This is a genomic window from Streptomyces sp. NBC_00377 (assembly GCF_036075115.1).
Lineage (GTDB): Bacteria > Actinomycetota > Actinomycetes > Streptomycetales > Streptomycetaceae > Streptomyces.
Genome location: NZ_CP107958.1, coordinates 4,822,578 through 4,844,320 on the forward strand (window position 1 = coordinate 4,822,578; position 21,743 = coordinate 4,844,320).

General features: G+C 72.4%; 25 protein-coding genes and 1 tRNA gene. 7 read left to right on the forward strand and 19 right to left on the reverse strand.

What is annotated here, in order from left to right:
• The first annotated feature begins 212 nt into the window (after nt 1–212).
• Nucleotides 213–980, forward strand: a complete 768-nt coding sequence (locus OHS71_RS21645; protein ID WP_328481024.1) for a TetR/AcrR family transcriptional regulator — start codon at nt 213–215, stop codon at nt 978–980.
• A 60-nt stretch (nt 981–1,040) separates the two neighbouring features.
• On the opposite strand, the gene OHS71_RS21650 is transcribed toward OHS71_RS21645, so the two are convergent.
• From OHS71_RS21650 to OHS71_RS21665, 4 genes are all read right to left on the reverse strand, one after another.
• The gene (locus tag OHS71_RS21650) at nt 1,041–1,517 is read right to left on the reverse strand and encodes a PPOX class F420-dependent oxidoreductase (RefSeq protein ID WP_328481025.1); all 477 of its coding nucleotides are present in this window, start codon (nt 1,515–1,517) and stop codon (nt 1,041–1,043) included.
• Between the two features lie 100 nt (nt 1,518–1,617).
• Nucleotides 1,618–2,439: a YceI family protein gene (locus OHS71_RS21655; RefSeq protein WP_328481026.1), complete on the reverse strand. Its 822-nt coding sequence runs from the start codon at nt 2,437–2,439 to the stop codon at nt 1,618–1,620.
• 78 nt (nt 2,440–2,517) lie between these two features.
• Nucleotides 2,518–5,088, reverse strand: coding sequence for an MFS transporter (locus OHS71_RS21660; RefSeq protein WP_328481027.1), 2,571 nt, complete (start codon nt 5,086–5,088; stop codon nt 2,518–2,520).
• Between the two features lie 13 nt (nt 5,089–5,101).
• The gene (locus tag OHS71_RS21665; protein ID WP_328481028.1) at nt 5,102–5,629 is read right to left on the reverse strand and encodes a MarR family winged helix-turn-helix transcriptional regulator; all 528 of its coding nucleotides are present in this window, start codon (nt 5,627–5,629) and stop codon (nt 5,102–5,104) included.
• Between the two features lie 580 nt (nt 5,630–6,209).
• On the opposite strand from OHS71_RS21665, the gene OHS71_RS21670 reads away from it, so the two are divergent.
• Nucleotides 6,210–6,407, forward strand: coding sequence for a hypothetical protein (locus OHS71_RS21670; protein ID WP_328481029.1), 198 nt, complete (start codon nt 6,210–6,212; stop codon nt 6,405–6,407).
• Nucleotides 6,408–6,989: 582 nt separating this feature from the next.
• On the opposite strand, the gene OHS71_RS21675 is transcribed toward OHS71_RS21670, so the two are convergent.
• The 9 genes from OHS71_RS21675 to OHS71_RS21715 all read right to left on the reverse strand — a co-directional run bounded on the left by OHS71_RS21675 (nt 6,990) and on the right by OHS71_RS21715 (nt 12,746).
• Entirely contained in the window at nt 6,990–7,814 is an 825-nt protein-coding gene (locus OHS71_RS21675) for a hypothetical protein (protein ID WP_328481030.1), read from the reverse strand.
• Nucleotides 7,815–7,880: 66 nt separating this feature from the next.
• Complete coding sequence (locus tag OHS71_RS21680) at nt 7,881–8,792, reverse strand: RNA polymerase sigma factor SigF (protein WP_328481031.1); 912 nt, start codon at nt 8,790–8,792, stop codon at nt 7,881–7,883.
• Nucleotides 8,793–9,148: 356 nt separating this feature from the next.
• Nucleotides 9,149–10,075 carry an RNA polymerase sigma factor SigF gene (locus OHS71_RS21685; protein ID WP_398150512.1) on the reverse strand — a complete coding sequence of 309 codons (927 nt, stop codon included), beginning with the start codon at nt 10,073–10,075 and terminating at the stop codon, nt 9,149–9,151.
• Nucleotides 10,076–10,282: 207 nt separating this feature from the next.
• On the reverse strand, nt 10,283–10,576 hold the full coding sequence (locus OHS71_RS21690) for a Dabb family protein (RefSeq protein ID WP_328481033.1): 294 nt from the start codon (nt 10,574–10,576) through the stop codon (nt 10,283–10,285).
• 18 nt (nt 10,577–10,594) lie between these two features.
• Nucleotides 10,595–10,771 carry a hypothetical protein gene (locus OHS71_RS21695; protein ID WP_200728596.1) on the reverse strand — a complete coding sequence of 59 codons (177 nt, stop codon included), beginning with the start codon at nt 10,769–10,771 and terminating at the stop codon, nt 10,595–10,597.
• 264 nt (nt 10,772–11,035) lie between these two features.
• A tRNA-Ser gene (locus OHS71_RS21700) sits at nt 11,036–11,120 on the reverse strand.
• A 57-nt stretch (nt 11,121–11,177) separates the two neighbouring features.
• Entirely contained in the window at nt 11,178–11,609 is a 432-nt protein-coding gene (gene tadA, locus OHS71_RS21705; protein WP_328481034.1) for a tRNA adenosine(34) deaminase TadA, read from the reverse strand.
• A gap of 50 nt (nt 11,610–11,659) precedes the next feature.
• Nucleotides 11,660–12,211 carry a tRNA adenosine deaminase-associated protein gene (locus OHS71_RS21710; protein WP_328481035.1) on the reverse strand — a complete coding sequence of 184 codons (552 nt, stop codon included), beginning with the start codon at nt 12,209–12,211 and terminating at the stop codon, nt 11,660–11,662.
• Nucleotides 12,212–12,545: 334 nt separating this feature from the next.
• Nucleotides 12,546–12,746, reverse strand: a complete 201-nt coding sequence (locus OHS71_RS21715) for a hypothetical protein (RefSeq protein ID WP_328481036.1) — start codon at nt 12,744–12,746, stop codon at nt 12,546–12,548.
• 157 nt (nt 12,747–12,903) lie between these two features.
• On the opposite strand from OHS71_RS21715, the gene upp reads away from it, so the two are divergent.
• Nucleotides 12,904–13,539: a uracil phosphoribosyltransferase gene (gene upp, locus OHS71_RS21720; RefSeq protein ID WP_328481037.1), complete on the forward strand. Its 636-nt coding sequence runs from the start codon at nt 12,904–12,906 to the stop codon at nt 13,537–13,539.
• 67 nt (nt 13,540–13,606) lie between these two features.
• Here upp and OHS71_RS21725 read toward each other — a convergent pair whose 3' ends face one another.
• The 6 genes from OHS71_RS21725 to OHS71_RS21750 all read right to left on the reverse strand — a co-directional run bounded on the left by OHS71_RS21725 (nt 13,607) and on the right by OHS71_RS21750 (nt 17,639).
• The gene (locus OHS71_RS21725) at nt 13,607–14,269 is read right to left on the reverse strand and encodes a LytR C-terminal domain-containing protein (RefSeq protein ID WP_328481038.1); all 663 of its coding nucleotides are present in this window, start codon (nt 14,267–14,269) and stop codon (nt 13,607–13,609) included.
• Between the two features lie 132 nt (nt 14,270–14,401).
• A complete protein-coding gene (locus tag OHS71_RS21730) occupies nt 14,402–14,698 on the reverse strand; it encodes a type II toxin-antitoxin system VapB family antitoxin (RefSeq protein ID WP_004943146.1) in 297 nt (98 codons plus the stop codon).
• A gap of 486 nt (nt 14,699–15,184) precedes the next feature.
• A complete protein-coding gene (locus OHS71_RS21735) occupies nt 15,185–15,307 on the reverse strand; it encodes a hypothetical protein (RefSeq protein WP_328481039.1) in 123 nt (40 codons plus the stop codon).
• A 64-nt stretch (nt 15,308–15,371) separates the two neighbouring features.
• Nucleotides 15,372–15,695 carry a hypothetical protein gene (locus OHS71_RS21740; RefSeq protein ID WP_328481040.1) on the reverse strand — a complete coding sequence of 108 codons (324 nt, stop codon included), beginning with the start codon at nt 15,693–15,695 and terminating at the stop codon, nt 15,372–15,374.
• A gap of 528 nt (nt 15,696–16,223) precedes the next feature.
• A complete protein-coding gene (locus OHS71_RS21745; RefSeq protein WP_328481041.1) occupies nt 16,224–16,871 on the reverse strand; it encodes an HhH-GPD-type base excision DNA repair protein in 648 nt (215 codons plus the stop codon).
• 24 nt (nt 16,872–16,895) lie between these two features.
• Entirely contained in the window at nt 16,896–17,639 is a 744-nt protein-coding gene (locus OHS71_RS21750; RefSeq protein ID WP_328481042.1) for a siderophore-interacting protein, read from the reverse strand.
• A 75-nt stretch (nt 17,640–17,714) separates the two neighbouring features.
• Here OHS71_RS21750 and OHS71_RS21755 point away from each other — a divergent pair, with 75 nt between their 5' ends.
• The 4 genes from OHS71_RS21755 to OHS71_RS21770 are packed head-to-tail and all read left to right on the forward strand — an operon-like array spanning nt 17,715 to nt 21,625.
• Nucleotides 17,715–19,781, forward strand: a complete 2,067-nt coding sequence (locus tag OHS71_RS21755) for a penicillin acylase family protein (RefSeq protein ID WP_328481043.1) — start codon at nt 17,715–17,717, stop codon at nt 19,779–19,781.
• The gene (locus OHS71_RS21760; protein WP_328481044.1) at nt 19,774–20,394 is read left to right on the forward strand and encodes a GNAT family N-acetyltransferase; all 621 of its coding nucleotides are present in this window, start codon (nt 19,774–19,776) and stop codon (nt 20,392–20,394) included. Before OHS71_RS21755 ends, OHS71_RS21760 begins: the two co-directional genes overlap by 8 nt.
• Nucleotides 20,391–20,876, forward strand: a complete 486-nt coding sequence (locus OHS71_RS21765; RefSeq protein WP_328481045.1) for a cupin domain-containing protein — start codon at nt 20,391–20,393, stop codon at nt 20,874–20,876. The genes OHS71_RS21760 and OHS71_RS21765 overlap by 4 nt, the downstream gene beginning before the upstream one ends.
• A complete protein-coding gene (locus tag OHS71_RS21770; protein ID WP_328481046.1) occupies nt 20,873–21,625 on the forward strand; it encodes an SDR family NAD(P)-dependent oxidoreductase in 753 nt (250 codons plus the stop codon). Before OHS71_RS21765 ends, OHS71_RS21770 begins: the two co-directional genes overlap by 4 nt.
• Nucleotides 21,626–21,743: the final 118 nt, after the last annotated feature.

Here is a 21,743-nt window from a genome sequence, read left to right on the forward strand (position 1 = left end):
TGTGCGGCCGGGGCGGGAGGCCGCCCGGGACGGTGAGCCCGTAGGGCCGGGTCGGGCGGGCCGACCCGCCTGCCGCTCGATGCAGCCGTCCGTACGGCTGGGTCGAACGGCCGGTTCGTGGGGCGGAACCGCATGTCAGGGCGGGCCCCGGTCCGTGCCGGCGGACCGCCGCCTAGCATCTTCTCCAGTTACCGGAAGGAAGGTGCCTTGCCATGGCCGAGACCGCCAGGGGCGCCGCACATGACAGTGTGTGGCTGGAAGGCAAGGCACGTCGGCGTGGCCGTGGCGGGGGCCAGCCCTCCGGGCTCGACCGGAACCGGATCACCGAGGCCACCGTCCGCCTGCTGGACGCGGAGGGGCTCGCCAAGTTCTCCATGCGGCGGCTGGCGGCCGAGCTGAACGTGACGGCGATGTCGGTGTACTGGTACGTCGACACCAAGGACGACCTGCTCGAACTCGCCCTGGACACGGCCTTCGGCGAGCTGGCGGAGCTGCTTCCCGACCCGGAGGACGAGAACGCCGACTGGCGCGAGCAGGTGCGTGCGCTGGCGACGGCGTACCGAGGACTGCTGGTCCGCCACCCCTGGCTGTCCCCGCTCGCCGGCCGCTATCTCAACATCGGCCCGAACTCGGTGGCGTTCTCCCGGACGGTCCAGCGGGTCGTGCGCCGTACCGGCCTGCCCGCGCACGGCATCACCGGCGCGATCTCGGCCGTCTTCCAGTTCGTGTACGGCTACGGCACGATCGAGGGTCACTTCTTCGCGCGGGTCGCCGACACCGGCCTGACCCCCGACGAGTACTTCCGGCAGGCCATGACCGCGACCGCCGACGCCCCGCGGACCGCCGAGATCATCGAGGAGTCGAAGAACCTCATGGCGGCCCGCGGCGGTGACACGGTCGAGGAGATGCTGGCCCGGGACTTCGCCTTCGCCCTCGACCTGCTGATCGCGGGCATCGAGGCGATGGTCGAACGCGGCTGAGCCGCGAGGCCCCGCCGGGCCGCGACCTCACGGGTCCGGGCCGGCGACCGGGCCGCGGCCTCAGGCGTCCTGGTCGGCGACCAGTCGCGCGGGGAAGCCTCCGGTCGCCACCGGCCCCCATCGCCGCGGCGTGACCCGGATGATCGACTTGCCCTGCTTCAGCATCGCCTGCCGGTACTCGTCCCAGTCCGGGTGCTCGCCGGCGATGTTGCGGTAGTACTCCACCAGCGCCTCGACGGAGTCCGGCGCGTCGATCACCTCGGCCGTGCCGTCGATCTGGACCCACGGTCCGTCCCAGTCGTCGCTCAGCACGAGGACGCCGACCCGCTCGTCCCGCTTGGCGTTGCGCGTCTTGGCCCGCTCGGGGTAGGTGGAGACGACGATCCGCCCGGAGTCGTCGACCCCGCAGGTCAGCGGCGAGGCCTGGGAGCTGCCGTCGGCGCGCCGGGTCAGCAGGATCGCGCGGTGCCGGGGCCGTACGAAGTCCAGCAGCTCGTCCAGGGAGACCTTGGTGTTCGTCGCGATGTTCGGTGCCATGGAGCCAGCCTAGGCGCAGGGGCGCCGTTCCGGCTGACCCTGCCGTGCCTACGCCCAGCCCTCGTCCCGGCGCCTCAGCGCACCCCTTTCCGCGCTCCTCCTACGACTGGGGGAGCGCGTCCCCCTGTACCGCCTGGACGTCCAGCTCCACCTTCAGGGTCGTGCCGATGGCCGCGATGCCCGCCTGGACGACCTGGTTGTAGTTCATCGCGAAGTCCTCGCGGTGCAGCTCCGCAGTGGCCCGGAAGGCGGCCCGGGTGCCGCCCCAGGGGTCGGAGCCGGTGCCGAGGTAGGCGAGGTCCAGGTCGACGGGGCGGGCGACACCGTGCAGGGACAGGTCCCCGTGGACGGTCCAGCGGTCGGGACCGGCCGGGGTCAGGCCGGTGGAGCGGTAGGTGATCTCCGGATACTTCTCGGCGTCCAGGAAGTCCGCCGAGCGCAGGTGGGTGTCGCGCATGGCGTTGCCCGTGTCGATGGAGGCCGCCCGGATCACCGCCTCCACGCGGGACTTGGCGACATCGTCCGGGGCGACCTCCATCGCCGCCGTGAACTCCGTGAACCGCCCGCGCACGCTGGAGATGCCCAGGTGCTGGGCGACCGCGCCGACCGTGGAATGCGCCGGGTCGACGGTCCAGGGCCCGGGCGGGGGCAGTTCCGTGCCGCCCTGCCGGGCCAGCGTGACGGTCCCCACCTCGGCCCGATTGCTCGCCGTCACGATCGCGCTCGCGGCCGCGGGCGCGTACCCGACGGCCGTGACGATGACCGTGTACGCCCCCGGGGCCAGCGCGGTCGCGTCCCGTACGGCTCCTTCGGCGTCCGCCTCGGCGCGCAGCACCTGGCCGCCCACCATGTCGGTCACCGTGACGACCGCGTGCGACACGGCCCACCCGTCCCGCGTACGGATCTTCGCGGTCAGTCCCATCTCACGTACTCCTCACACTGGAACCGGCCCGGTGCGGGGGTTCGCCCCGCACCGGGCCGGAGCCGACAACTGTCCGGACTACTCGCCGGGGTGGGCGAGTTCGATGTCGTGGCCGTCGACGCCGGCGCCCGCGACGGTCAGCGCGGTGGCCACCGGCGGGTAGCCGGTCGCGATGACGGTGTACTCGCCGCCGTCGAGGTCGGCGAAGGCGTACGCCCCGTCCGCGCCGGTGGTGGCCGTGCCGACCACGTTGCCCGCCGCGTCCACGAGCGTCACGCGCGCGTCGGCCAGCGGACCGTGCGGCGCCCGGACGACACCCTGGAGCTGGGCGCCCGCCTCGAGGACGATCTCCGTGCGGGTCACGCCCGTCACGCCGATCTCCACGGGCAGGGCGCGCGGCCGGAACCCGACGGCGTTCACGGCGACGGTCACGGCGCCCGGCACCAGCTCCGCGAAGGAGAACTCGCCCTGCTCACCGGTGGCCGCGGTGGCCAGCAGATCGCCGCGCACATCGGTGACGATCACCATCGCGTCCTTGACGGTCCCGCCCGACTCGGCGGCGCGCACGACACCGCTGAGCCCGCTGGTCCCGCTGAGCAGGATGTCGTACCCGACCGGCTCGCCGTTCACCACGATCGTGGACGCCTGCGGCTGGAAGCCGTCGGCGGAGGCGATCAGCACGTACGAACCCGTCCCCGGCGCGTCCAGCGCGTAGGAACCGTCGGACTGGGCGACCGACCGGCCGAGCTGGCGCCCGGCGAGCGAGATCAGCGTGACGGCCGCCCGCGGGACGGGCGCGCTCTCCGCGCCGCGGACGAACCCGTGCACCGGGATGCCGCCCGAGGGCGCCTGCGGGGCTTCGGCGGTGGCGACGGCGGCGAGCTGCCGCGTGCCCTGGAGGCCGTCCTCGTGACCGGGGTCGGCGGCCGTCTCGGCCACCGCCCAGCTGGGGACGTTCTCCTCGGCGCGGGCCGCGGTGGTGGCGGTGGTGGCCGCGGCGGTGGTCCCGGTCGCATCCGCGGTCGGGGCCGTGGCCGGCGTGTCCGCCGTGGCCGCCTGCGCCAGCGCACCCTTGGTCCGCAGCGGGACCTCCTTGATGAACAGGGTGATCAGGAAGGCGAGCAGCGCCAGGGCGGCCGCGATCAGGAACACGTCCGCGATGCCGTGGCCGTACGCGCTCTCCATGACCGTGCGCAGCGGCGCGGGCAGCTTGTCCATGTCCGGGATCTCGCTCGAGGAGCTCGAACCGGAGGCGAGCGAGGCGTACTTGGGGCCGAGGCCGGCGATGCCGTCCTGGGCGTAGTCGGTGATGCGGTGGGCCATCACGGCGCCCAGGGCGGAGACGCCGACCGCACCGCCGAGGGAACGGAAGAACGTGACCGTGGAGCTGGCCGAACCGAGGTCGGCCGGGCTCACCTGGTTCTGTGTGGACAGCACCAGGTTCTGCATCATCATGCCGATGCCGAGACCCAGCAGGGCCATGAAGACGGCCATCTTCCAGTAGTCCGTGTCGTACCGGATGGTGCCCAGCAGGCCGAGGCCCGCCGTCACCAGCACGCCACCGCTGACCAGCCAGATCTTCCACTTGCCGGTCCGGGTGATGAACTGCCCGGAGACCGTGGAGGAGATGAACAGGCCGCCGATCATCGGGATCGTCATGACACCCGACATCGTCGGCGACTTGTCCCGGGCGAGCTGGAAGAACTGGCTGAAGAACACGGTGCCGGTGAACATCGCGACACCCACGAAGAGGGAGGCCAGCGACGACAGCGTGATGGTGCGGTTGCGGAACAGCCGCAGCGGGATGATCGGCTCACTGGCCCTGGACTCGACCAGCACGAACAGCAGGCCGAGCAGGATCGAGCCGCCGACCATCGTGTACGTCTGCCAGGACACCCAGTCGTACTTGTCGCCGGCGAAGGTGACCCAGAGCAGGAGCAGGGAGACCGCGGCGGAGATGAAGAACGCGCCGCCCCAGTCGACCTTGACCTCGCGCTTGACGACGGGCAGGTGCAGGGTCTTCTGGAGCACGATCAGCGCGATCACCGCGAACGGCACACCGACGTAGAAGCACCAGCGCCAGCCGAGCCACGAGGTGTCGGTGATGACACCGCCGAGCAGCGGGCCGCCGACGGTGGCGATGGCGAAGGTCGCGCCGAGGTAGCCGGAGTAACGCCCGCGCTCACGCGGGGAGATCATCGCGGCCATCACGATCTGCGCGAGTGCGGAGAGACCGCCGACGCCGATGCCCTGCACGACGCGACAGGCGATGAGCATGCCGGGGTTCTGCGACAGACCGGCGGCCGCGGATCCCAGCACATAGATGACGAGCGCTATCTGGACGAGCGCCTTCTTGCTGTACAGGTCGGAGAGCTTGCCCCACAGGGGGGTGGCGGCGGTCATGGACAGCAGCGCGGCGGTGACGACCCAGGTGTAGGCGGACTGGCCGCCGCCCAGGTCGCCGATGATCTCGGGCAGGGCGTTGGTGACGATCGTGGACGACAGGATCGCCACGAACATTCCGAGCAGCAGCCCGGAGAGCGCCTCCATGATCTGCCGGTGCGTCATCGGAGCGTCGTCGGCGGAGCCGTGGGACCCTCCGCCGTGCTTCGCGTGAGCCCGCACACCGGCTGGTGTGGTCGTTGCCATGGACTTCCTTCTCTTACGTTGCTTGTGCGGGTGTACGGGTGGTCTGCGTCTGTTCGCCTACGGGAACGGGAGGCGGGGGTGCGGGCGGGGGCGGCGGCCGGTGCGTGATCGTCCGGCAGTCGCCGAAGCTGGCGCGCAGCCGGGTCAGCAGTCCGATGAGCTGACCGACCTCGGTGTCGGTCCAGTCGCCCAGCCGCTCCGCGAGCAGTTCGGTGCTCCGGCGTGACAGCTCTACGAGCATCGCGTGGCCCTCGGGGGTGAGGTGCAGGATGCGGGAGCGCTTGTCCGCCGGGTCGGGGGAGCGTTCGATCCAGCCCCGGTCGGCGAGGTGGGCGGCATGTCGGCTGGTCACGGACATGTCGACGGCGAGCAGCTCGGAGAGCGCGCTCATGCGCATGTCGCCGTGGCGGCCGAGGAGCGCCAGTACGCCGGCCGAGCCCGCGGAGCAGTCGTGCGGCAGGATCCGCCCGAGGTCCCGCTTCACCGCACCGACGGCACTGAGCTGACGCGCCAACTCCTCGTACTGCGCCTGCCCTGCCATCACACCTCCCAATTTGTTGCTTAGGGCAACCATAGGATCGGTTGGTTGCTACAGGCAAATAAGAGGGCCGCCTGGAGCCGCAAAAAGTTGGCAAAGACAAGTATTCCGGGGGTAAATGTGCAGGTGGGGATGGCATCGAGGTCGTCCGAGCCTGAGGGAGGACCGCCCGGCCGGGCTGGGACGGACGATCGCCCCTCCGGCTGGGACGTACGACCGCCCCTCCGGATCGGACGGACGACCGCCCGTCCGGGTCAGACGGATGACCGCCCCTCCGGGCCGAACGGACGGCTGTCGGTGCATCGGGCGGCACAGCGGCCGGAACGGATGGACAGCACGCAGGGACAGGGCGGTCCAGGCAGGCAGGGCCGCCAGGGCGGGCCGGGAGGGACCGGGGCGGTCGGGCGGGTGGGCAGGACGGTCGGGGCGGGCCGACGGCCCGGCGGCTGCCGGGGCGGGCAGGTCGGCCGGGCGCAGGCGGTGGCGCGACCCGGGGGCCCGGGGCTCCCTCCGAGGTTCCGGTCGTACAGACTCGCGACCCCCACTTGGGCCGCCCCGCGCATTTTCGCTAGTGTCTCGGCCCATGGCTAACACGCAGGGCCCCCAGGGCAACCACGACCCCGCCGGCAGCACCCAGATGTTCCGCGCGTTCGTCGACGACGGCGCCCCCCGGGCCGCTCAGCCGGCTCCTACTCAGGCCGGGCCCCGCATCGGGCTGATCGTCGGCATCGTCGCCGCGGTAGTGATCGTCGCGGCGGTCGCCTGGCTGGCGCTGAAGTAACCGTCGGCCCGCACCGGCCAGGTGTGACCGGGTGCGCCGACGTCCGTGCTCGAAGCGGCGTCACGGCGCACCCGCCACCTGTCGAACCCTCGAACGGCCGACCGGATCGACCCTGCGGCCCGCCGACGCCTCGGGCCCTCCGATGCCACCGGTCCGCCGACTCCTTCAACTGCCGACCGCTGCGGCCTGCCGGCCCCTTCGGCTCTGTCGGCCCGTCAGGTCTGCCGCCCCCTGACTCCTTCGGTCGGCCGACTGCTCCGGGTGGCCGGCTGCTTGGGCCGCCGACCGCTGCGGCCTGCCGGCCCCTTCGGCTCTGTCGGCCCGTCAGGTCTGCCGCCCCCTGACTCCTTCGGTCGGCCGACTGCTCCGGGTGGCCGGCTGCTTGGGCCGCCGACCGCTGGGGCTGATGGCCCCGTGGGCCTGCTGGCTTTGCCGGGCTCCCCCGACGCTGCCGGTTCGCCGACGTTCTCGGCCGCCGACCGCTGCGGCCTGCCGCTCCCGCCCCGGTTGCCGCCTCCGGGCACCTCCCGGACGGCTCCGGTCTGCCGGCTGTCTGCCCCCGGCCTCTTCGGCGCCGCTTCCTCACTCCCAGTGGACCGAGACGTCCCGCGTCTCGATGTGCATGCCCAGCGGTACGCGCCACGCGTCGACGCAGACCGTCCAGGTCTTCTCCCTGAGCGCGCCCGCGGGGATCGGCGTGGGGAGCGCGGCCGTCGACCGGCGCGTCGTCCAGTCGATGCCGAGCGTGTCGACGACATGGGTCCCGAAGGTGACCGTGCCGGAACGCACCGAGGTGCCACCGGAGTTGCTGAAGGCGAGAGTCACGTCCTCGCACCACCGCTGATCCGTACCCGCACGGGAGGGATCGCTCACGGTGAGGACGGCCGGTCCGGCGGGCGCGGTACCCGAAGGGGCCGTGGGCGCGGGTGACGACGAGCCCGGGGGTACACCGCCCGAGGTGCCCGAGGTGCCCGAGGTGCCCGAGGTGCCGCCCTCGGTGCCTGCGGGGGCCGGGGCTCCCGAGTCACCTGACGCACTGGGGGCACCCGGGGTCGCGGTCCGTGAGGCGGTCCGGGATCCCGCGCCGGCCGCCGTCGTGCCGGCCGCCGCGTTTCCCGCCCCCTCCGGGGTGGTCCCTTCCGCCGTGACGCCGGGACCGGGCCGCGCCTCGGGGGAGCCGCTCGGTCCGTCCAGCGGGACCAGTCGCACCCCGCCCGTCGGATCCGCCGGATCGCCCGTACGGGAGCCCGGCGGTGCCGGTTCGCCCGCCCCGCCGACGGCGACGTAGCCGCCTCGGTGGCCATCGCCCGAGCAGCCGGCCAGCAGACCCGCCGCCACCACGACGGCGGCCGCCGACGCACCCAGTACGGCGCCCCGGCGGCCACGTGCCCGTGTCGGACTTCGCATCGCGTCAGTGTGTCTGACGCTTCGTCAGGAAGGAAGCCCTCGATCGGAACCGGCTGTCGCCGGCCGCTAGTCGGAGATGAGGCCCTCGCGCAGTTGCGCCAGGGTCCGGGTCAGCAGACGGGAGACGTGCATCTGGGAGATGCCGACCTCCTCGCCGATCTGGGACTGCGTCATGTTGGCGAAGAAGCGCAGCATGATGATGCGGCGTTCGCGCGGCGGGAGCTTGGCCAGCAGGGGCTTCAGCGACTCGCGGTACTCCACTCCCTCCAGCGCCGTGTCCTCGTACCCGAGGCGGTCGGCCAGGGAGCCCTCGCCGCCGTCGTCCTCCGGGGCCGGGGAGTCCAGCGAGGAGGCCGTGTAGGCGTTGCCGACCGCGAGGCCGTCGACGACGTCCTCCTCGGACACGCCCAGCACCGCGGCGAGTTCGGCGACCGTCGGGGAGCGGTCCAGCTTCTGGGAGAGCTCGTCGCTGGCCTTGGTGAGGGCCAGGCGAAGCTCCTGGAGGCGGCGCGGGACGCGCACCGACCACGACGTGTCGCGGAAGAAGCGCTTGATCTCGCCCACGACCGTCGGCATGGCGAACGTCGGGAACTCCACGCCCCGTTCGCAGTCGAAGCGGTCGATCGCCTTGATCAGGCCGATGGTGCCGACCTGGACGATGTCCTCCATCGGTTCGTTGCGCGAGCGGAAGCGGGCCGCCGCGTAGCGCACGAGTGGGAGGTTGAGCTCGATGAGGGTGTCCCGGACGTACATGCGCTCGGGGCTGTCCTCGGCGAGGGTGGCCAGTCGCAGGAACAGGGAGCGGGACAGGGTGCGGGTGTCGATGGCCCCCGTGGCCGTGAGGGCCGGGGCCGGTGCGGCCTCGGGAGCCGTGACGTCGTCGAGCACGTCGAGCACGACGGGCTCAACAGGCGCGCTGGGCGCGGATTCGCTCTTTGTGAGCGTGAGCACCTTCGAGCTGCCCTGATCTGCGGACATGCCACCCCCTTTGGGTCGCGGGACGGTCGCGGCGGACATTCCCACTTGAGGAACGTCAGCCTTCACCTGAATACCGGCGCCGAAGCCCCGGCAAACGCGCTGCCGGAAGAATGTCACATGTCGGCAACACGCTGTAGTGACATGTCGACATGTGAGTGACGAAACAGCCCTGGAAACAGGGGGTCTGACGGCATTTCAGCGGGAATCCACCAGGAAAGGAGCCTGCGCGTGTTTCGCTCCTACCGGTGACATCTCGGTCAGGCTTGCGATCCCGGATCGAGTGACGTGTCGGAGGGTGTCGGCGCGCGTATCGGCAGGTGTCCGCGTCGTTCCGCGGGTGCCCGCGGACGCCGGCGTCACGCCTCGATGCGGTTGGCGGAGCGAAGCCGCTGGAAGCTGCGCGCGAGCAGCCGGGACACGTGCATCTGGGACACCCCGAGTTCCGCGCTGATCTGCGACTGCGTGAGGTTGCTGTAGTAGCGCAGCAGGAGGATGCGCTGCTCGCGCTCGGGGAGCTGGACCAGGAGGTGGCGCACGAGGTCGCGGTGCTCCACGCCGTCCAGCGCCGGATCCTCGTAGCCGAGGCGGTCCAGCAGGCCCGGCAGGCCGTCGCCCTCCTGCGCGGCCTCCAGCGAGGTGGCGTGGTACGAGCGGCCCGCCTCGATGCAGGAGAGCACCTCGTCCTCGCCGATGCGCAGCCGCTCGGCGATCTCGGCCGTCGTCGGAGTGCGGCCGAAGGCGGTCGTCAGGTCCTCGGTCGCGCTGTTGACCTGCACCCACAACTCGTGCAACCGGCGCGGTACGTGGACCGTGCGGACGTTGTCGCGGAAGTACCGCTTGATCTCGCCGATGACCGTCGGCATGGCGAAGGTCGGGAACTGCACGCCCCGGTCCGGGTCGAAGCGGTCGATGGCGTTGATCAGGCCGATGGTGCCGACCTGGACGACGTCCTCCATCGGTTCGTTGCGGGAGCGGAAGCGGGCGGCCGCGTAGCGCACGAGCGGGAGATTGGCCTCGATGAGCGCCCCTCGCACCCGGTTGTGCTCCGGCGTGCCCGGCTGGAGCTCCTTGAGCTCGCCGAAGAGGAGCTGGGTCAGCGCCCGGGTGTCGGCTCCCCTGCGCCGCTCGGGCGCGGTTTCCGGGGCGGTTTCCGGGACGGCTTCCAGGGCGGGCGCCGGGGCCGGTCCCGGAGGGGACGCCGGGGCGGCTTCCGAAGCGGACGCGGGGGCGGATGCCGGGGGTGCCTCTGTCTGAGGCGGCGCAGTACTGGCCGACACGGTCAACGCCACCTCTTCGTCAGGTCAACATCGGTCAACTCATCCGTCAAAAGCGGTCATAGCATCACAAGACATGTGCACTGTGTGCAAGCACCCCATAACGCCGTGTTGAAGGAGAAGTTGGGCTGTCGTCCTGGTCCCGGACGTGCGAAAGCCCCCCGCTGTTCCGGCGGAGGGCTCCGTACGGCCGAAGGCGCCTGCGGAAGGGGCGGCTCAGAACTCGTAGTCGGCGACCACCCAGGTGGCGAACTCGCGCCACTGGGCGACGCCCGCCTGGTGGGCCGGGTGTTCGAGGTAGCGCTTCAGGGCGTCGACGTCCTCGACCGCGGAGTTGATCGCGAAGTCGTAGGCGATGGGCCGGTCGCTGATGTTCCAGCCCAGCTCCCAGGAGCGCAGCTCCTCGATCTGGCCGTCGAGGGCCCGGAAGGCCGCCTCACCCCGGACGACCCGGGGGTCGTCGCGCACGACGCCCTCGTTGAGCTTGAAAAGGACCAGGTGGCGGATCATGGGCACTCCCAGCGCGTGCTACTTGGCCCCGTCGGCGAGCCAGGTGAAGAAGTCACCCACGGCCTTGGCGGCGTCCGATATGCCCTGGAAGCCTATCTGGACGTAGTCCGCCGCCTTCGCCGGGTCCGTGATGATCACGTAGAGCGCGAAGACCACGAGTACGTAGACGGCGATCTTCTTGGCGTTCACCGCCACCTGGCCTCCCCTGTATGCGCCCGTTCGGGCCTGTTGCCGGCGGCGAGTGTAACCGTAAGTGCGATTTTCACATCGCTTTTTGAGCGCCCCGGCGCGTTCGTGAACCGTCCGTGAACCGTTCGGGGGCCGTCGTCCGATGAAGAGGTACACGCCGACCCGACGGACGGAAATCAAGATGCAGGGAAGCGACCTGAGCCACGCGGGACCGAAACCCGGAGACGAGCGAAGGGCCCGGCTCACAGAGCCGGACCCTTCGTCCAAGAGCGGTAGCGGAGGGATTTGAACCCTCGGTGACTTGCGCCACACTCGCTTTCGAGGCGAGCTCCTTCGGCCGCTCGGACACGCTACCGAGGGAGACCTTACAGCAAGGCGGGCCCCGGTTTGAAATCGGTAATCGGGGGTTGAATCAGCGGTCGCGGAAGAACTCCGTGAGGAGTCCGGCGCACTCCTCGGCGAGGACGCCCTCGACGACCTCGGGGCGGTGGTTGAGCCGCCGGTCGCGGACGACGTCCCAGAGGGAGCCCGCCGCGCCCGCCTTGTCGTCGCGGGCGCCGTAGACGACCCGGTCCACCCGGGACTGCACGATCGCGCCCGCGCACATGGTGCACGGTTCGAGGGTCACCACGAGCGTGCAGCCGGACAGCCGCCACTCGCCCAGCGCGGCCGCCGCCCGCCGGACGGCGAGCACCTCCGCGTGGGCCGTGGGATCGCCGACGGCCTCACGTTCGTTGTGGCCCCTCGCGAGGACCGTCGTACCGTCCGGAGCCAGCAGGACGGCGCCGACCGGGACGTCCCCGCCCAGGACGGCCAGCCGTGCCTCGTCCAGGGCGAGCCGCATCGCGGCCCGCCACGGATCGCGTACGGGATCGGGCGCCGTTTCCTGTGCGGTCAGCGGACGGTCTCCAGGACCTCCGAGGCGCCCAGGGCGTCGGCGATCTCGGTGACCGCGTCCGCGGACAGCGACTTGAGTTCCTTCTCGCCGACGCCGAGGTCGTCGAGGATGCCGGCGTCGCCGACCGGGCCGTGCGGAACGGCCTCGGCCGAGCTGCCGTTCACGGCGCCGACGACACCCTCGGCCTCGTCGTCGTCCCCGTCCTCGTCCTCACCGTCCTCGGTGCCGTCGAGGTCGAGGGCGTCCAGATCGTCGTCGTCACCCGGGTCCCTTCCGAGCAGTTCGTCGGTGAGCAGGATCTCGCCGTACGAACTGCGGGCGGCGGCTGCGGCGTCGGAGACGAAGATGCGAGGGTCCTCCTCGCCGTCGATGCGGACGACCCCGAACCAGGAGTCCTCCTGCTCGATCAGCACGAGCACCGTGTCGTCGTCGGGAGAGGCTTCCCGGGCCAGGTCGGCCAGATCCGACAGGGTCTCCACATCGTCGAGCTCCGTGTCGCTCGCTTCCCACCCGTCTTCGGTGCGCGCGAGCAGTGCGGCGAAGTACACCGTGACTCTCCCACTGGTCTTAGGCGTGCCGGTTGGGGGTCCCCCCGGCGGAGGTTGCGGGCGGAGAGAGCTCAGGCTCCGAGCCCCACCCACTCGGAATCGTGGCAGAAACGAGGCGTCCAGGGGACATCTTCGGCTCCCTGTGTCCGGTGGTTTTGATCGCACGTCCATGAGCAGGTCCATGACCACGTCCGCGAGTGACTCACCAGCGCACTCGTTGCCGCCATCAGCGGATCGTACGCGGCTTTCCCGTGCGCTCACGCACGACCGTCCCGGGTGACACCCGTGACGGTGGCGATCTTCCCCGTATGCCCCAAGTCCCGTACGGCCGCCGTTACCAGCGGAACGTGCGCATGCGCATCGCGTGGCGCAGGCGGGCGGTCTTCGCGCGGCGCGGCTGGACCCGGTCGCGCAGTTCGCGGGCCTCGGCCAGCTCGCGCAGGAACCGGGCGCGGCGCCTTCGGCGTTCGGCCTCGGTCTCGGCCGGCCGCGCCGAGTCCGGCGCGTCGTCGGGCAGGTTGGGCAGCTCAGGCATCAGCACACCACCCCGGGTACCCCGGTCCGTCTCCCTATCCGCCCCCTACTTTCCCTCCGACGGGTGGTTTGACGCCAGCCGACGGCCCAAGCGAGGGGGGAGAGCTTCACTGTGTGTGGGGACGCCGGGCGGGTTCGGCGCGGTTACTGTTGTGGACATGCGTCTCCACGTCGTCGACCACCCCTTGGTCGCCCACAAGCTCACCACGCTCCGCGACCAGCGCACGGACTCCGCGACCTTCCGCCGGCTGGCCGACGAACTGGTCACCCTGCTCGCCTACGAGGCCACGCGTGACGTGCGCACCGAACAGGTCGACATCAAGACGCCGGTCGCCCCGACCACCGGCGTCAAGCTCTCCTACCCGCGTCCGCTGGTCGTGCCGATCCTGCGCGCGGGCCTCGGCATGCTGGACGGCATGATGCGCCTGCTGCCGACCGCCGAGGTCGGCTTCATGGGCATGATCCGCAACGAGGAGACGCTCCAGGCGTCCACGTACGCCACGCGCATGCCGGAGGACCTCCTGGGCCGCCAGGTGTACGTCCTGGACCCGATGCTGGCCACCGGCGGCACGCTGGTCGCCGCGATCCGCGAGCTGATCCGGCGCGGCGCCGACGACGTGACGGCCGTGGTGCTGCTCGCGGCCCCGGAGGGTGTGGAGCTCATGGAGCGCGAGCTCGCGGGCACCCCGGTCACCGTCGTGACGGCGGCGGTCGACGACCACCTCAACGAGCACGGCTACATCGTCCCGGGCCTCGGCGACGCGGGTGACCGGCTGTACGGCGCGGCGGAATAGACCGGACCGGACAACGCGGAGGGGGAGGGGCTGCTCGCAGCCCCTCCCCCTCCGCGTTGTCCGCCTTCTAGCAGCCCTTCTTCGTGGACGGCGTCGGCTGTGGCGCCGCCAGCGCCGTCAGTGCCTTGACCGAGGCCGCCGGGCTGGTCAGGGCCTTGAACCCGTTGCCGATGATCAGATCGACGGCCGTGCCCGCACGGGCGGCGTCGGTGCGGCGCTCGGCGGCGGTGAGCTGGGTCGCGAGCACCGGCAGCGAGGTGTTCAGCGAGGACGCCGGGCCGAGCAGTATCCCGGTGCCGGTGACCTTCTTGTCGTACTGCTTGGCCGCGTTGCCCACCTCGCCGATCCTGAAGCCGCGTTTCCTCAGCTCGTCCGCGGTGGTCTTGGCGAGACCGCTGCGGGTGGTGGCGTTGAAGACGTTCACGGTGATCTGCGCGGGCTTGGGCACGGCGCCCGCAGCAGCCGGCACAGTCGGCACGGCGGACGCGGAGGGGCTCGCCTTGGTCGCCTTCGTCGAGCAGCTGGTTCCGGCGGCCGTGGCCGTCCCCCCGCCGCCCGTGAAGACGTCGATGAGCTGGAGGGTGCCCCACCCGGCCACGCCGAGCACGGCACCGCAGGCGACGACCACGACGGCCAGCCGGCCGCGGCGTCGATGGGGGCGCATGCGGGGGTATTTGTCCCCCGTGATCCGGTACTTGCCGCCCATGCCGGGGGGAGTCAGCATGCTCATGAGCGCAGCGTAGTGCGCCCGGGCGGCCGTGACGAATAAACGATCATCCGACACTGTTCGGGGCGCGGGAAAGTACCCGAAAGGGTCAACCCGAAGGTCGGCCGCAGCGGGTGGAGGGGTTCCGGCGGAGGGTCAGTCCAGCTCGAGCACGCGCGCGTGGAGCACCTGTCGCTGCTGGAGTGCCGCCCGCACCGCGCGGTGCAGCCCGTCCTCCAGGTACAGGTCGCCCTGCCACTTCACGACGTGCGCGAAGAGGTCGCCGTAGAACGTGGAGTCCTCCGCGAGCAGGGTTTCCAGGTCGAGCTGCTGCTTGGTGGTCACCAACTGATCGAGGCGGACCGGGCGCGGTGCGACGTCCGCCCACTGCCGGGTGCTTTCCCGGCCGTGGTCGGGGTACGGCCGGCCGTTTCCGATGCGCTTGAAGATCACACGGAAAGCCTACCGGTCCAGACGTTCCGGGCGCAGCCATGGAGGCGGAGTGCGGCGCCGGAAAGATGTGATGAACATGGGTAAAACGGAACTAAGGTCGGTCGGCGAGTGGGTCGACCGGCGCCGCTGACATCGCCACCGGGCGCCCCTTCGCCGGGGTAGCCCCCGGCCTGGGCATGCTGTCGCGGGACGGAAAGTGTCTGCCCGGGCGATTCGTCCGGTGCCTCCGCGCCGGGCGCGGCGGAGGGGCGGTCGACGGGTCGGCCCTCGGAGGGGCGTCGAGGGAAGTCCCCGCTCCACGAGCGCTGTACACAGGCTGTGGACAGAGAATCCACGGGAGAGAAACCGGCGTCCCGCCCTGCCGAGCCACCGGAGCCACCGGAGCCGCCGGGTGACCGGGGCCGACGAGTGCTCCAGGGCTTCGGCATCCCCAGCTCGCCTTTCGTACGGTCCGGCGGAGGCGGCACATCCGCCTCCGCCGACCGGTCAGCGGTCCCTTGGCTCCGGGGGCTGCTGCGGTTTGGCGTCCTTCACCCGCGGTTTCGGTGTGCTGCGGGCCGCCTCCGCGCGCAGCAGGGCGCGCAGGATCGCGTACGGGTCTGTGGGCATGACTTCGTCCCTCACATGTTCCTCGCGTGAGCGTGATCGCCGGACGGGCTGGGAACGGCGTCCGTCAGCAGCGCAGGACCACGGTGCGCAGGATGTGCGAGGTGCGCAGGGCGTACGACGGCCGGTGCGGCAGGGGGCGCGGTCCGTCTGCGGAGACCTCGGGCGCCCGGGGCGGCAGCTGTGCGGGCCGCGGCGCGGCGGCGGGGCGGTGGACGCAGGGGGCCGGCCGGAGCGCCGTGTCGAGGACGTCGTACTCGGCGGACGCGGCGGCGGTGACGGGCGCCGTCGCCGCGATCTCGGCGGCCGAGCCCGGCACCAGCAGGGCCAGCAGCAGCACGAGTGTCCGCAGCCAGGCGCGGCTGCGGGGGAGGCGTGCCGCGGGGCTCATGAGGAGTCATCTCCCCGCGACACGCCCCGCCCTCAGCATGCCGGGGGCCGGCTACGCCCGTTCGGCGGACAACGGGCTCACCCGTGTGCGGCAGCCGGCCGCCGGACCGCGGCGGGGCCGCCTGCGGGCCCTGCGGGGAAGGGGTCGTTCGCCGGCTCGGGCAGGTCGTCCTCGGCGGGGAGCGGTGGCCTTGGCCTGGGGTTGACCGGGCCGGGTTGTCCTTGGCGGGGTGCGGTGGCCTTGGCCTGGGGTTGACCTGCCCCGGTTGTCCTTGGCGGGGTGCGGTGGCCTTGGCCTGGGGTTGACCTGCCCGGGTTGTCCTTGGCGGGGTGCGGTGAGCTCGGCCTGGGGTTGACCTGCCCCGGTTGTCCTTGGCGGGGAGCGGTGATGTCGGCCCGAGGACGACCTGTCCCAGCCGTCCTCGGCGGGGAGCGGGGACCGGTGACACCGCCCGAGCAGGCGTGGGCCGGCCGTCCGGGGCGGACCCGCCATCCGGCGCGGGCCCCCCGCCAGGGGCGGACCCCCGGCCTACTTCTTGCCGGTCCCGGCGGACTTCGCGGGCTGCTCCGACTTCGCGGGCTGCTCCGCCTTCGCCGACTTCGCGGCTTTGGCCGCCGCCTTCATCTCCTGTTTGTGCGCCCGCACCTTCACGAGCGACTCCGGGCCGGTGATGTCGGCGACGGACCGGAAGGATTTCGGCTCGCCGTAGGAGCCTGCCGCCTCCCGCCAGCCCGTGGGCCGCACACCGAGCTGCTTGCCCAGCAGCGCGAGGAAGATCTGTGCCTTCTGCCTGCCGAAGCCGGGCAGTTCCTCGAGCCGTCCGAGCAGTTCCCTGCCGCTGCTCACGTCCTTCCAGACGGCGCCCGCGTCACCGTCGTAGTGATCGACGAGGTACTGGCACAGCTGCTGGACGCGCTTGGCCATGGAGCCGGGGTAGCGGTGCACGGCCGGCTTGTCGGAGAGCAGCGCGGCGAACGCCTCCGGGTCCTGTGCGGCGATGTCGTGCGCGTCCAGGTCGTCGGCGCCGAGCCGGTCGGCGATCGTGCGGGGTCCCTTGAACGCCCACTCCATCGGAACCTGCTGGTCCAGCAGCATCCCGACGAGCGCGGCGAGCGGGGACCGCCCGAGGAGCTCGTCGGCCTCGGGGTCCTGGGAGAGGTGAAGGGTGACGTCCATGCGTCGATGATCCCGCCTGCGCCGTCAGGTCGCGCGCCAGTACCCCAGTGCGTGCAGCCGCTCCTTGGGGAGGCCGAGTTCCTTGCGTACGTAGGCCGACAGCGTTCTCGTGGTGCGGGTGTCGCAGGCGATCCAGACGTACGGGTCGGGCGTGGCCGCGAGGAGGGCGGGCAGCTCGGTCCTCACCCGCTCGACGAGGTGAGCGCCGGAGTCGGCCCTCGGCACGTGCCGTATCTCGTGGCGCGCGGGGTCGGTGCGGAAGGGGAGGCCGTCCGCGCCGTCGGCCGAGCCCTCGAACCAGACGGTCGCCGGGGCGGAGCCGAGCGCGCCCTCGTCCTCGCCGAGCAGGGAGTTGATCGCGGGCAGGGAGGCCGGGTCGCCGATCACGAGGACGTGCGAGGGGGCCGGGGAGGGCGGTTCGAAGGCGGTGCCCTGGACGGTCGCGTCGATGGTGTCGCCGGGCTTCGCCGCCCGCGCCCAGTCGCTGGCCGCGCCGGCGTGCAGGGCGAACTCCAGGGCGAAGGAGCCGGTCGCCGGGTCGGGGTCGACCAGCGTGTAGGCCCGCTGGTGCGGGCGGCCCGCGTTCTCGAACCAGAGCCGGATCCAGATCGTCGGGTGGACGCCGGTGGCGGCGAGCAGCCCGCCGTCCGACAGGCGCAGCCGGCGGTATTCGCCGGTGACCTCCTCGGCCCCCGTGACCGTGAGCGTGAAGTCCTTCGCACGCATCAGTCTGAGGACCGTGCCCTCCCAGCCCCGCCCCTGCGCCATGGCCCCTCATCCCTCGCGTACGATTTCGGCAACTAACTTAGGGAAGCCTAACCTAAAGGCATAAGGGGCTACAGGGTGACCACCGACATCTACCGTGACGCCTGGGGCGTTCCGCACCTGCGCGCCGGCGACGCCCACGCCCTCGCCCGCCTCCAGGGATCGGTCACCGCCCGCGACCGCGCCTGGCAACTGGAGACCGAACGCCACCGGGCGCGCGGCACCTCGGCGTCCTTCCTCGGCCCCGAGGCCCTCCCCTGGGACCTCTTCGCGCGCCGCGCCCGCCTCGACGACACGGCGAGACGCTGCTTCGACGAACTGGGCAGCCGGGACCCGGAGACGGCCGACTGGGTACGCGCCTACGCCGACGGCGTCAACGAAGGGCTGGCCGGCGCCGACGCGCCCGAGTTCACGCGGACCGGCCTCGAGCCCGGCCGCTGGGAACCCTGGACCCCGCTCGCCGTCTGGCTGGCCACGCACATCCTGTTCGCCGGGTTCCCCGCCAAACTGTGGCGCGAGGAGGCCGCCCGCCACCTCGGCCCCGAGGCGGTCGGCCTGTTCGCCGCCGACGGACCCGGCACCTCCGGCAGCAACGGCTGGCTGGTGAGCGGAGAGCGTACGGTCACCGGGCAGGCGGTCATCGCCGGCGACCCGCACCGCTTCATCGAGGACCCCGGCGTCTACCAGCAGATCCGGCTGGCCTGCGACGAGTTCGACGTCGTCGGCCTCGCCGTTCCCGGGGTCCCCGGCATCGCCCACTTCGGCCACACCGGCACGGTCGCCTGGGCCATCACCAACGCCATGGCCGACTACCAGGACCTCTACCGCGAGCGGCTGCGCCGGACCGGCGCGGGCGTCGAGGCGCTCGGCCCGGACGGCGCCTGGCGGCGGGTCGCCCGGCACACCGAGCAGGTGCGGGTCGCGGGCGAGGAGACCGTCGAGGTGGAGGTCCTCGAGACAGAGCGCGGCCCGGTGATCGCCGGCGGCCCGGAAGGCCTCGACGACGGCACCCCGCTCGCGCTGGCCCTGCGCTATCCGCCCCGCGTCACAGCCGACCTGGGCTTCGAGGCCCTCCTCCCCCTGCTCCGGGCCCGCCGGGTCGCCGACGTGGACCGTGCCTTCGACCGCTGGGCCGAGCCCGTCAACGTCGTCCAGGCCGCCGACACCGAGGGCGGCCTCCTGCACCGGGTCGCGGGCCGGGTGCCGCTGCGCGCCGCGGCGAACGGGACCCGGCTGGTGCCCGCCTGGGAACCCGGCCACGAGTGGACCGGCTGGCACGACATGCCCCGTGCGGGACTGACCGACGGCCTCGCCGTGATGGCCAACCAGCGGGGCCCCGCCACGGAGCTGGGCGTCGAGTTCGCGCCGCCGCACCGCGCCGACCGCATCCGGGCGCTGCTGGAGGAACGCCGGCAGTGGTCCGCGGCCGACATGCCGGCCATCCACACGGACACCCGTCTGGCCTCCGCCGCGCCCCTGCTGGACCACCTGTCCGCCCTCGACGACCTGACCGGCCAGGCCGGCGAGCTCCGTGACCGGCTGCTGCGCTGGGACCGCCGGATGGACGCCGACAGCCGGGAGGCGTCGGCGTTCGCCGCCCTGCGCAGCGCCCTGGTACGCCGCCTCGCCGCCCACCCGGCCTTCGCGGCCCTGACCACCCCGCCCGCCTACCCCGAGGTGCTCCTTCCCTGGCTGGCCCTGGTTCCGCGCATCGGCTTCGCCCTCGAACACCTTCTGCGCGCCGAGGAGCTGTACGGCGTCGACCGCCCCGCGCTGGTACGGGAGGCCGTCGAGGAGGTCGCCGGGCAGCCGGCCGCCCGCTGGGGCGACACCCATCGCCTCGCCCCCTGGCGGGCGCTGCCCGACCCCGCCCGGGAGGCCCCGGCCCTGGCGGGCGACCACGACTGTGTGCTGTGCACCTCGGCCGTGCCCGGCTGGACCGACCTCGCCGCGCGCGGCCCGGCCGCCCGTTACGTGTGGGACCTGGCCCGCCGCGAGGACAGCCTGTGGGTGGTCCCGTTCGGCGCGTCCGGCCTCCCCGACCACCCCCACCACCGCGACCAGCTCCCCCTGTGGCTCAGGGGCGAGCTCGCCCCGGTCGTCACCGACTGGGCGCAGCTGACGAAGGAGAGCGACGATGACTGACCGCGACAACCACCGGGACAGCCGGGGCAGGTACGTGTACGAGCAGGTGGCCGAGGGGTTCGGGACCGTCGGGATCCGTCTCCTCGACGCCGAGGGGGACGCGGACGTCGTCCACGGCTGGGTGAGCGAGGAGCGGGCCGTGTTCTGGGGCATGAACGGCCTGACCCGGGACCAGGTCGCGGACGTCTACGCCCACATGGCGGGCCTCGACACCCACCACGCCTTCCTGGTCGAGCTGGACGGCGATCCGGTCGCCCTCCTCCAGACCTACGAGCCCGCCGAGGACCGGGTCGGCGAGTGCTACCCGGTCGAGGCCGGAGACATCGGCGTCCACCTGCTCATCGCGCCGGCCGGCGAACGGGGCGCCCGGCCCGGCTGGTCGGCGGCGCTGATGGGCGCGTTCGCGTCGTACGTACTGCTCGGCCTGGACCGGCCGCGCGCCGTGGTGGACCCCGATGTGCGCAACGACAGGGCGATCGCCCGCTTCCTCCGCCAGGGCTTCGAGGCCGGGCCGGTCGTCACCCTGCCCGAGATCGATCTGCCGGACGTGTACCTGCCGGAGAAGAAGGCGCAACTGGCGTTTCTGCGCCGGGAGGTAGCGTTCCCCGGGTGACCTCACCGCTCACCCCCGAAGACCTCGTCGCCCACTACGACCTGGAGCCGATTCCCCGCGAGGGAGGCCTGTTCCGGCGTACCTGGGCGGGTCCCGAAGGGCCGGACGGCCGCCCCGCCGGCTCCGCGATCGTCGCGCTGCTCACCGCCGACGACTACTCGGCCCTGCACCGGCTGCCCACCGCCGAGGTCTGGCACCACTACCTCGGCGACCCGCTCCAGCTGCTGCTCCTCGCCCCGGACGGCACGTCCCGTACGGCGGTGCTCGGCCCGGACGTCCTCGGCGGGCAGCATCCGCAGCTCACCGTGCCCGCGCACACCTGGATGGGGGCGCGGGTGGCCGCCGGGGGCGCCTGGGCCTTCTTCGGCTGCACGATGGCCCCCGGCTTCACCTACGGGGACTACGAACACGGGGACGCGGCCGCCCTCACGGCGCGGCATCCCGACCGGGCCGCCCTGATCGCGCGACTGTGCCGTCCATGACGTTGCTGTCGGGCCGGGTGGCCCTGATCACGGGTGCGGGCGGCGGTGTCGGGCGCGGTATCGCCCTGCGGTTCGCCCAGGAGGGTGCGGCGGTGGCGCTGCACTGCCGTACCCGCACCGAGGCGGCCCGGGCGCTCGCCGAGGAGATCGGCGAACGGGCCGTCGTCCTGCCGGGCGCCGACCTGACCGTCGAGGACCAGTGCCGCGGGCTGGTGGCCCGGGCCGCCGAGTGGGGCGGCGGCCGGCTCGACGCGCTGGTGAACAACGCGGGCGTGCAGCCGGTGCAGGCCCTGCCCGAGATGACGGCGGCCGACTGGCGGGCGGTGGTCGACACCAACCTGACCAGCGTGTTCTCCTGCACCCGGGCGGCGGCGGAGGTGATGCGGGAGCGAGGGGGGAGCATCACTCACATCGCCTCCGTCGAGGCGGGCAGGCCGGCTCCCGGCCACGCCCACTACGCCGCCTCCAAGGCCGCGGTCGTGATGCACGCACGGGCGGCGGCCCAGGAGTACGGGGCGTTCGGCATCCGGGTGAACACGGTCTCTCCGGGGCTGATCGACCGGGAGGGACTGGCCGAGGCATGGCCGGAGGGGGTGAGGCGGTGGCGGGAGGCGGCCGCGGTCGGCCGGCTGGGCCGCCCGGAGGACGTCGGCGACGCCTGCGTCTTCCTGGCCTCCCCGCTCGCCTCCTGGATCACCGGTCACGACCTCGTGGTGGACGGCGGGGTGTCGGCGCGGCCCACGTGGTGAACCGGATGCCCTGTGCATGCGTACGTATCCCCGAGCACGGGTCTCGAGTCTCAAGCAAGGCGGAACGGTGACGTGAGCGAAGGGCGAGAGGGCGGACGACACGGCGGGAGGCGCCCCG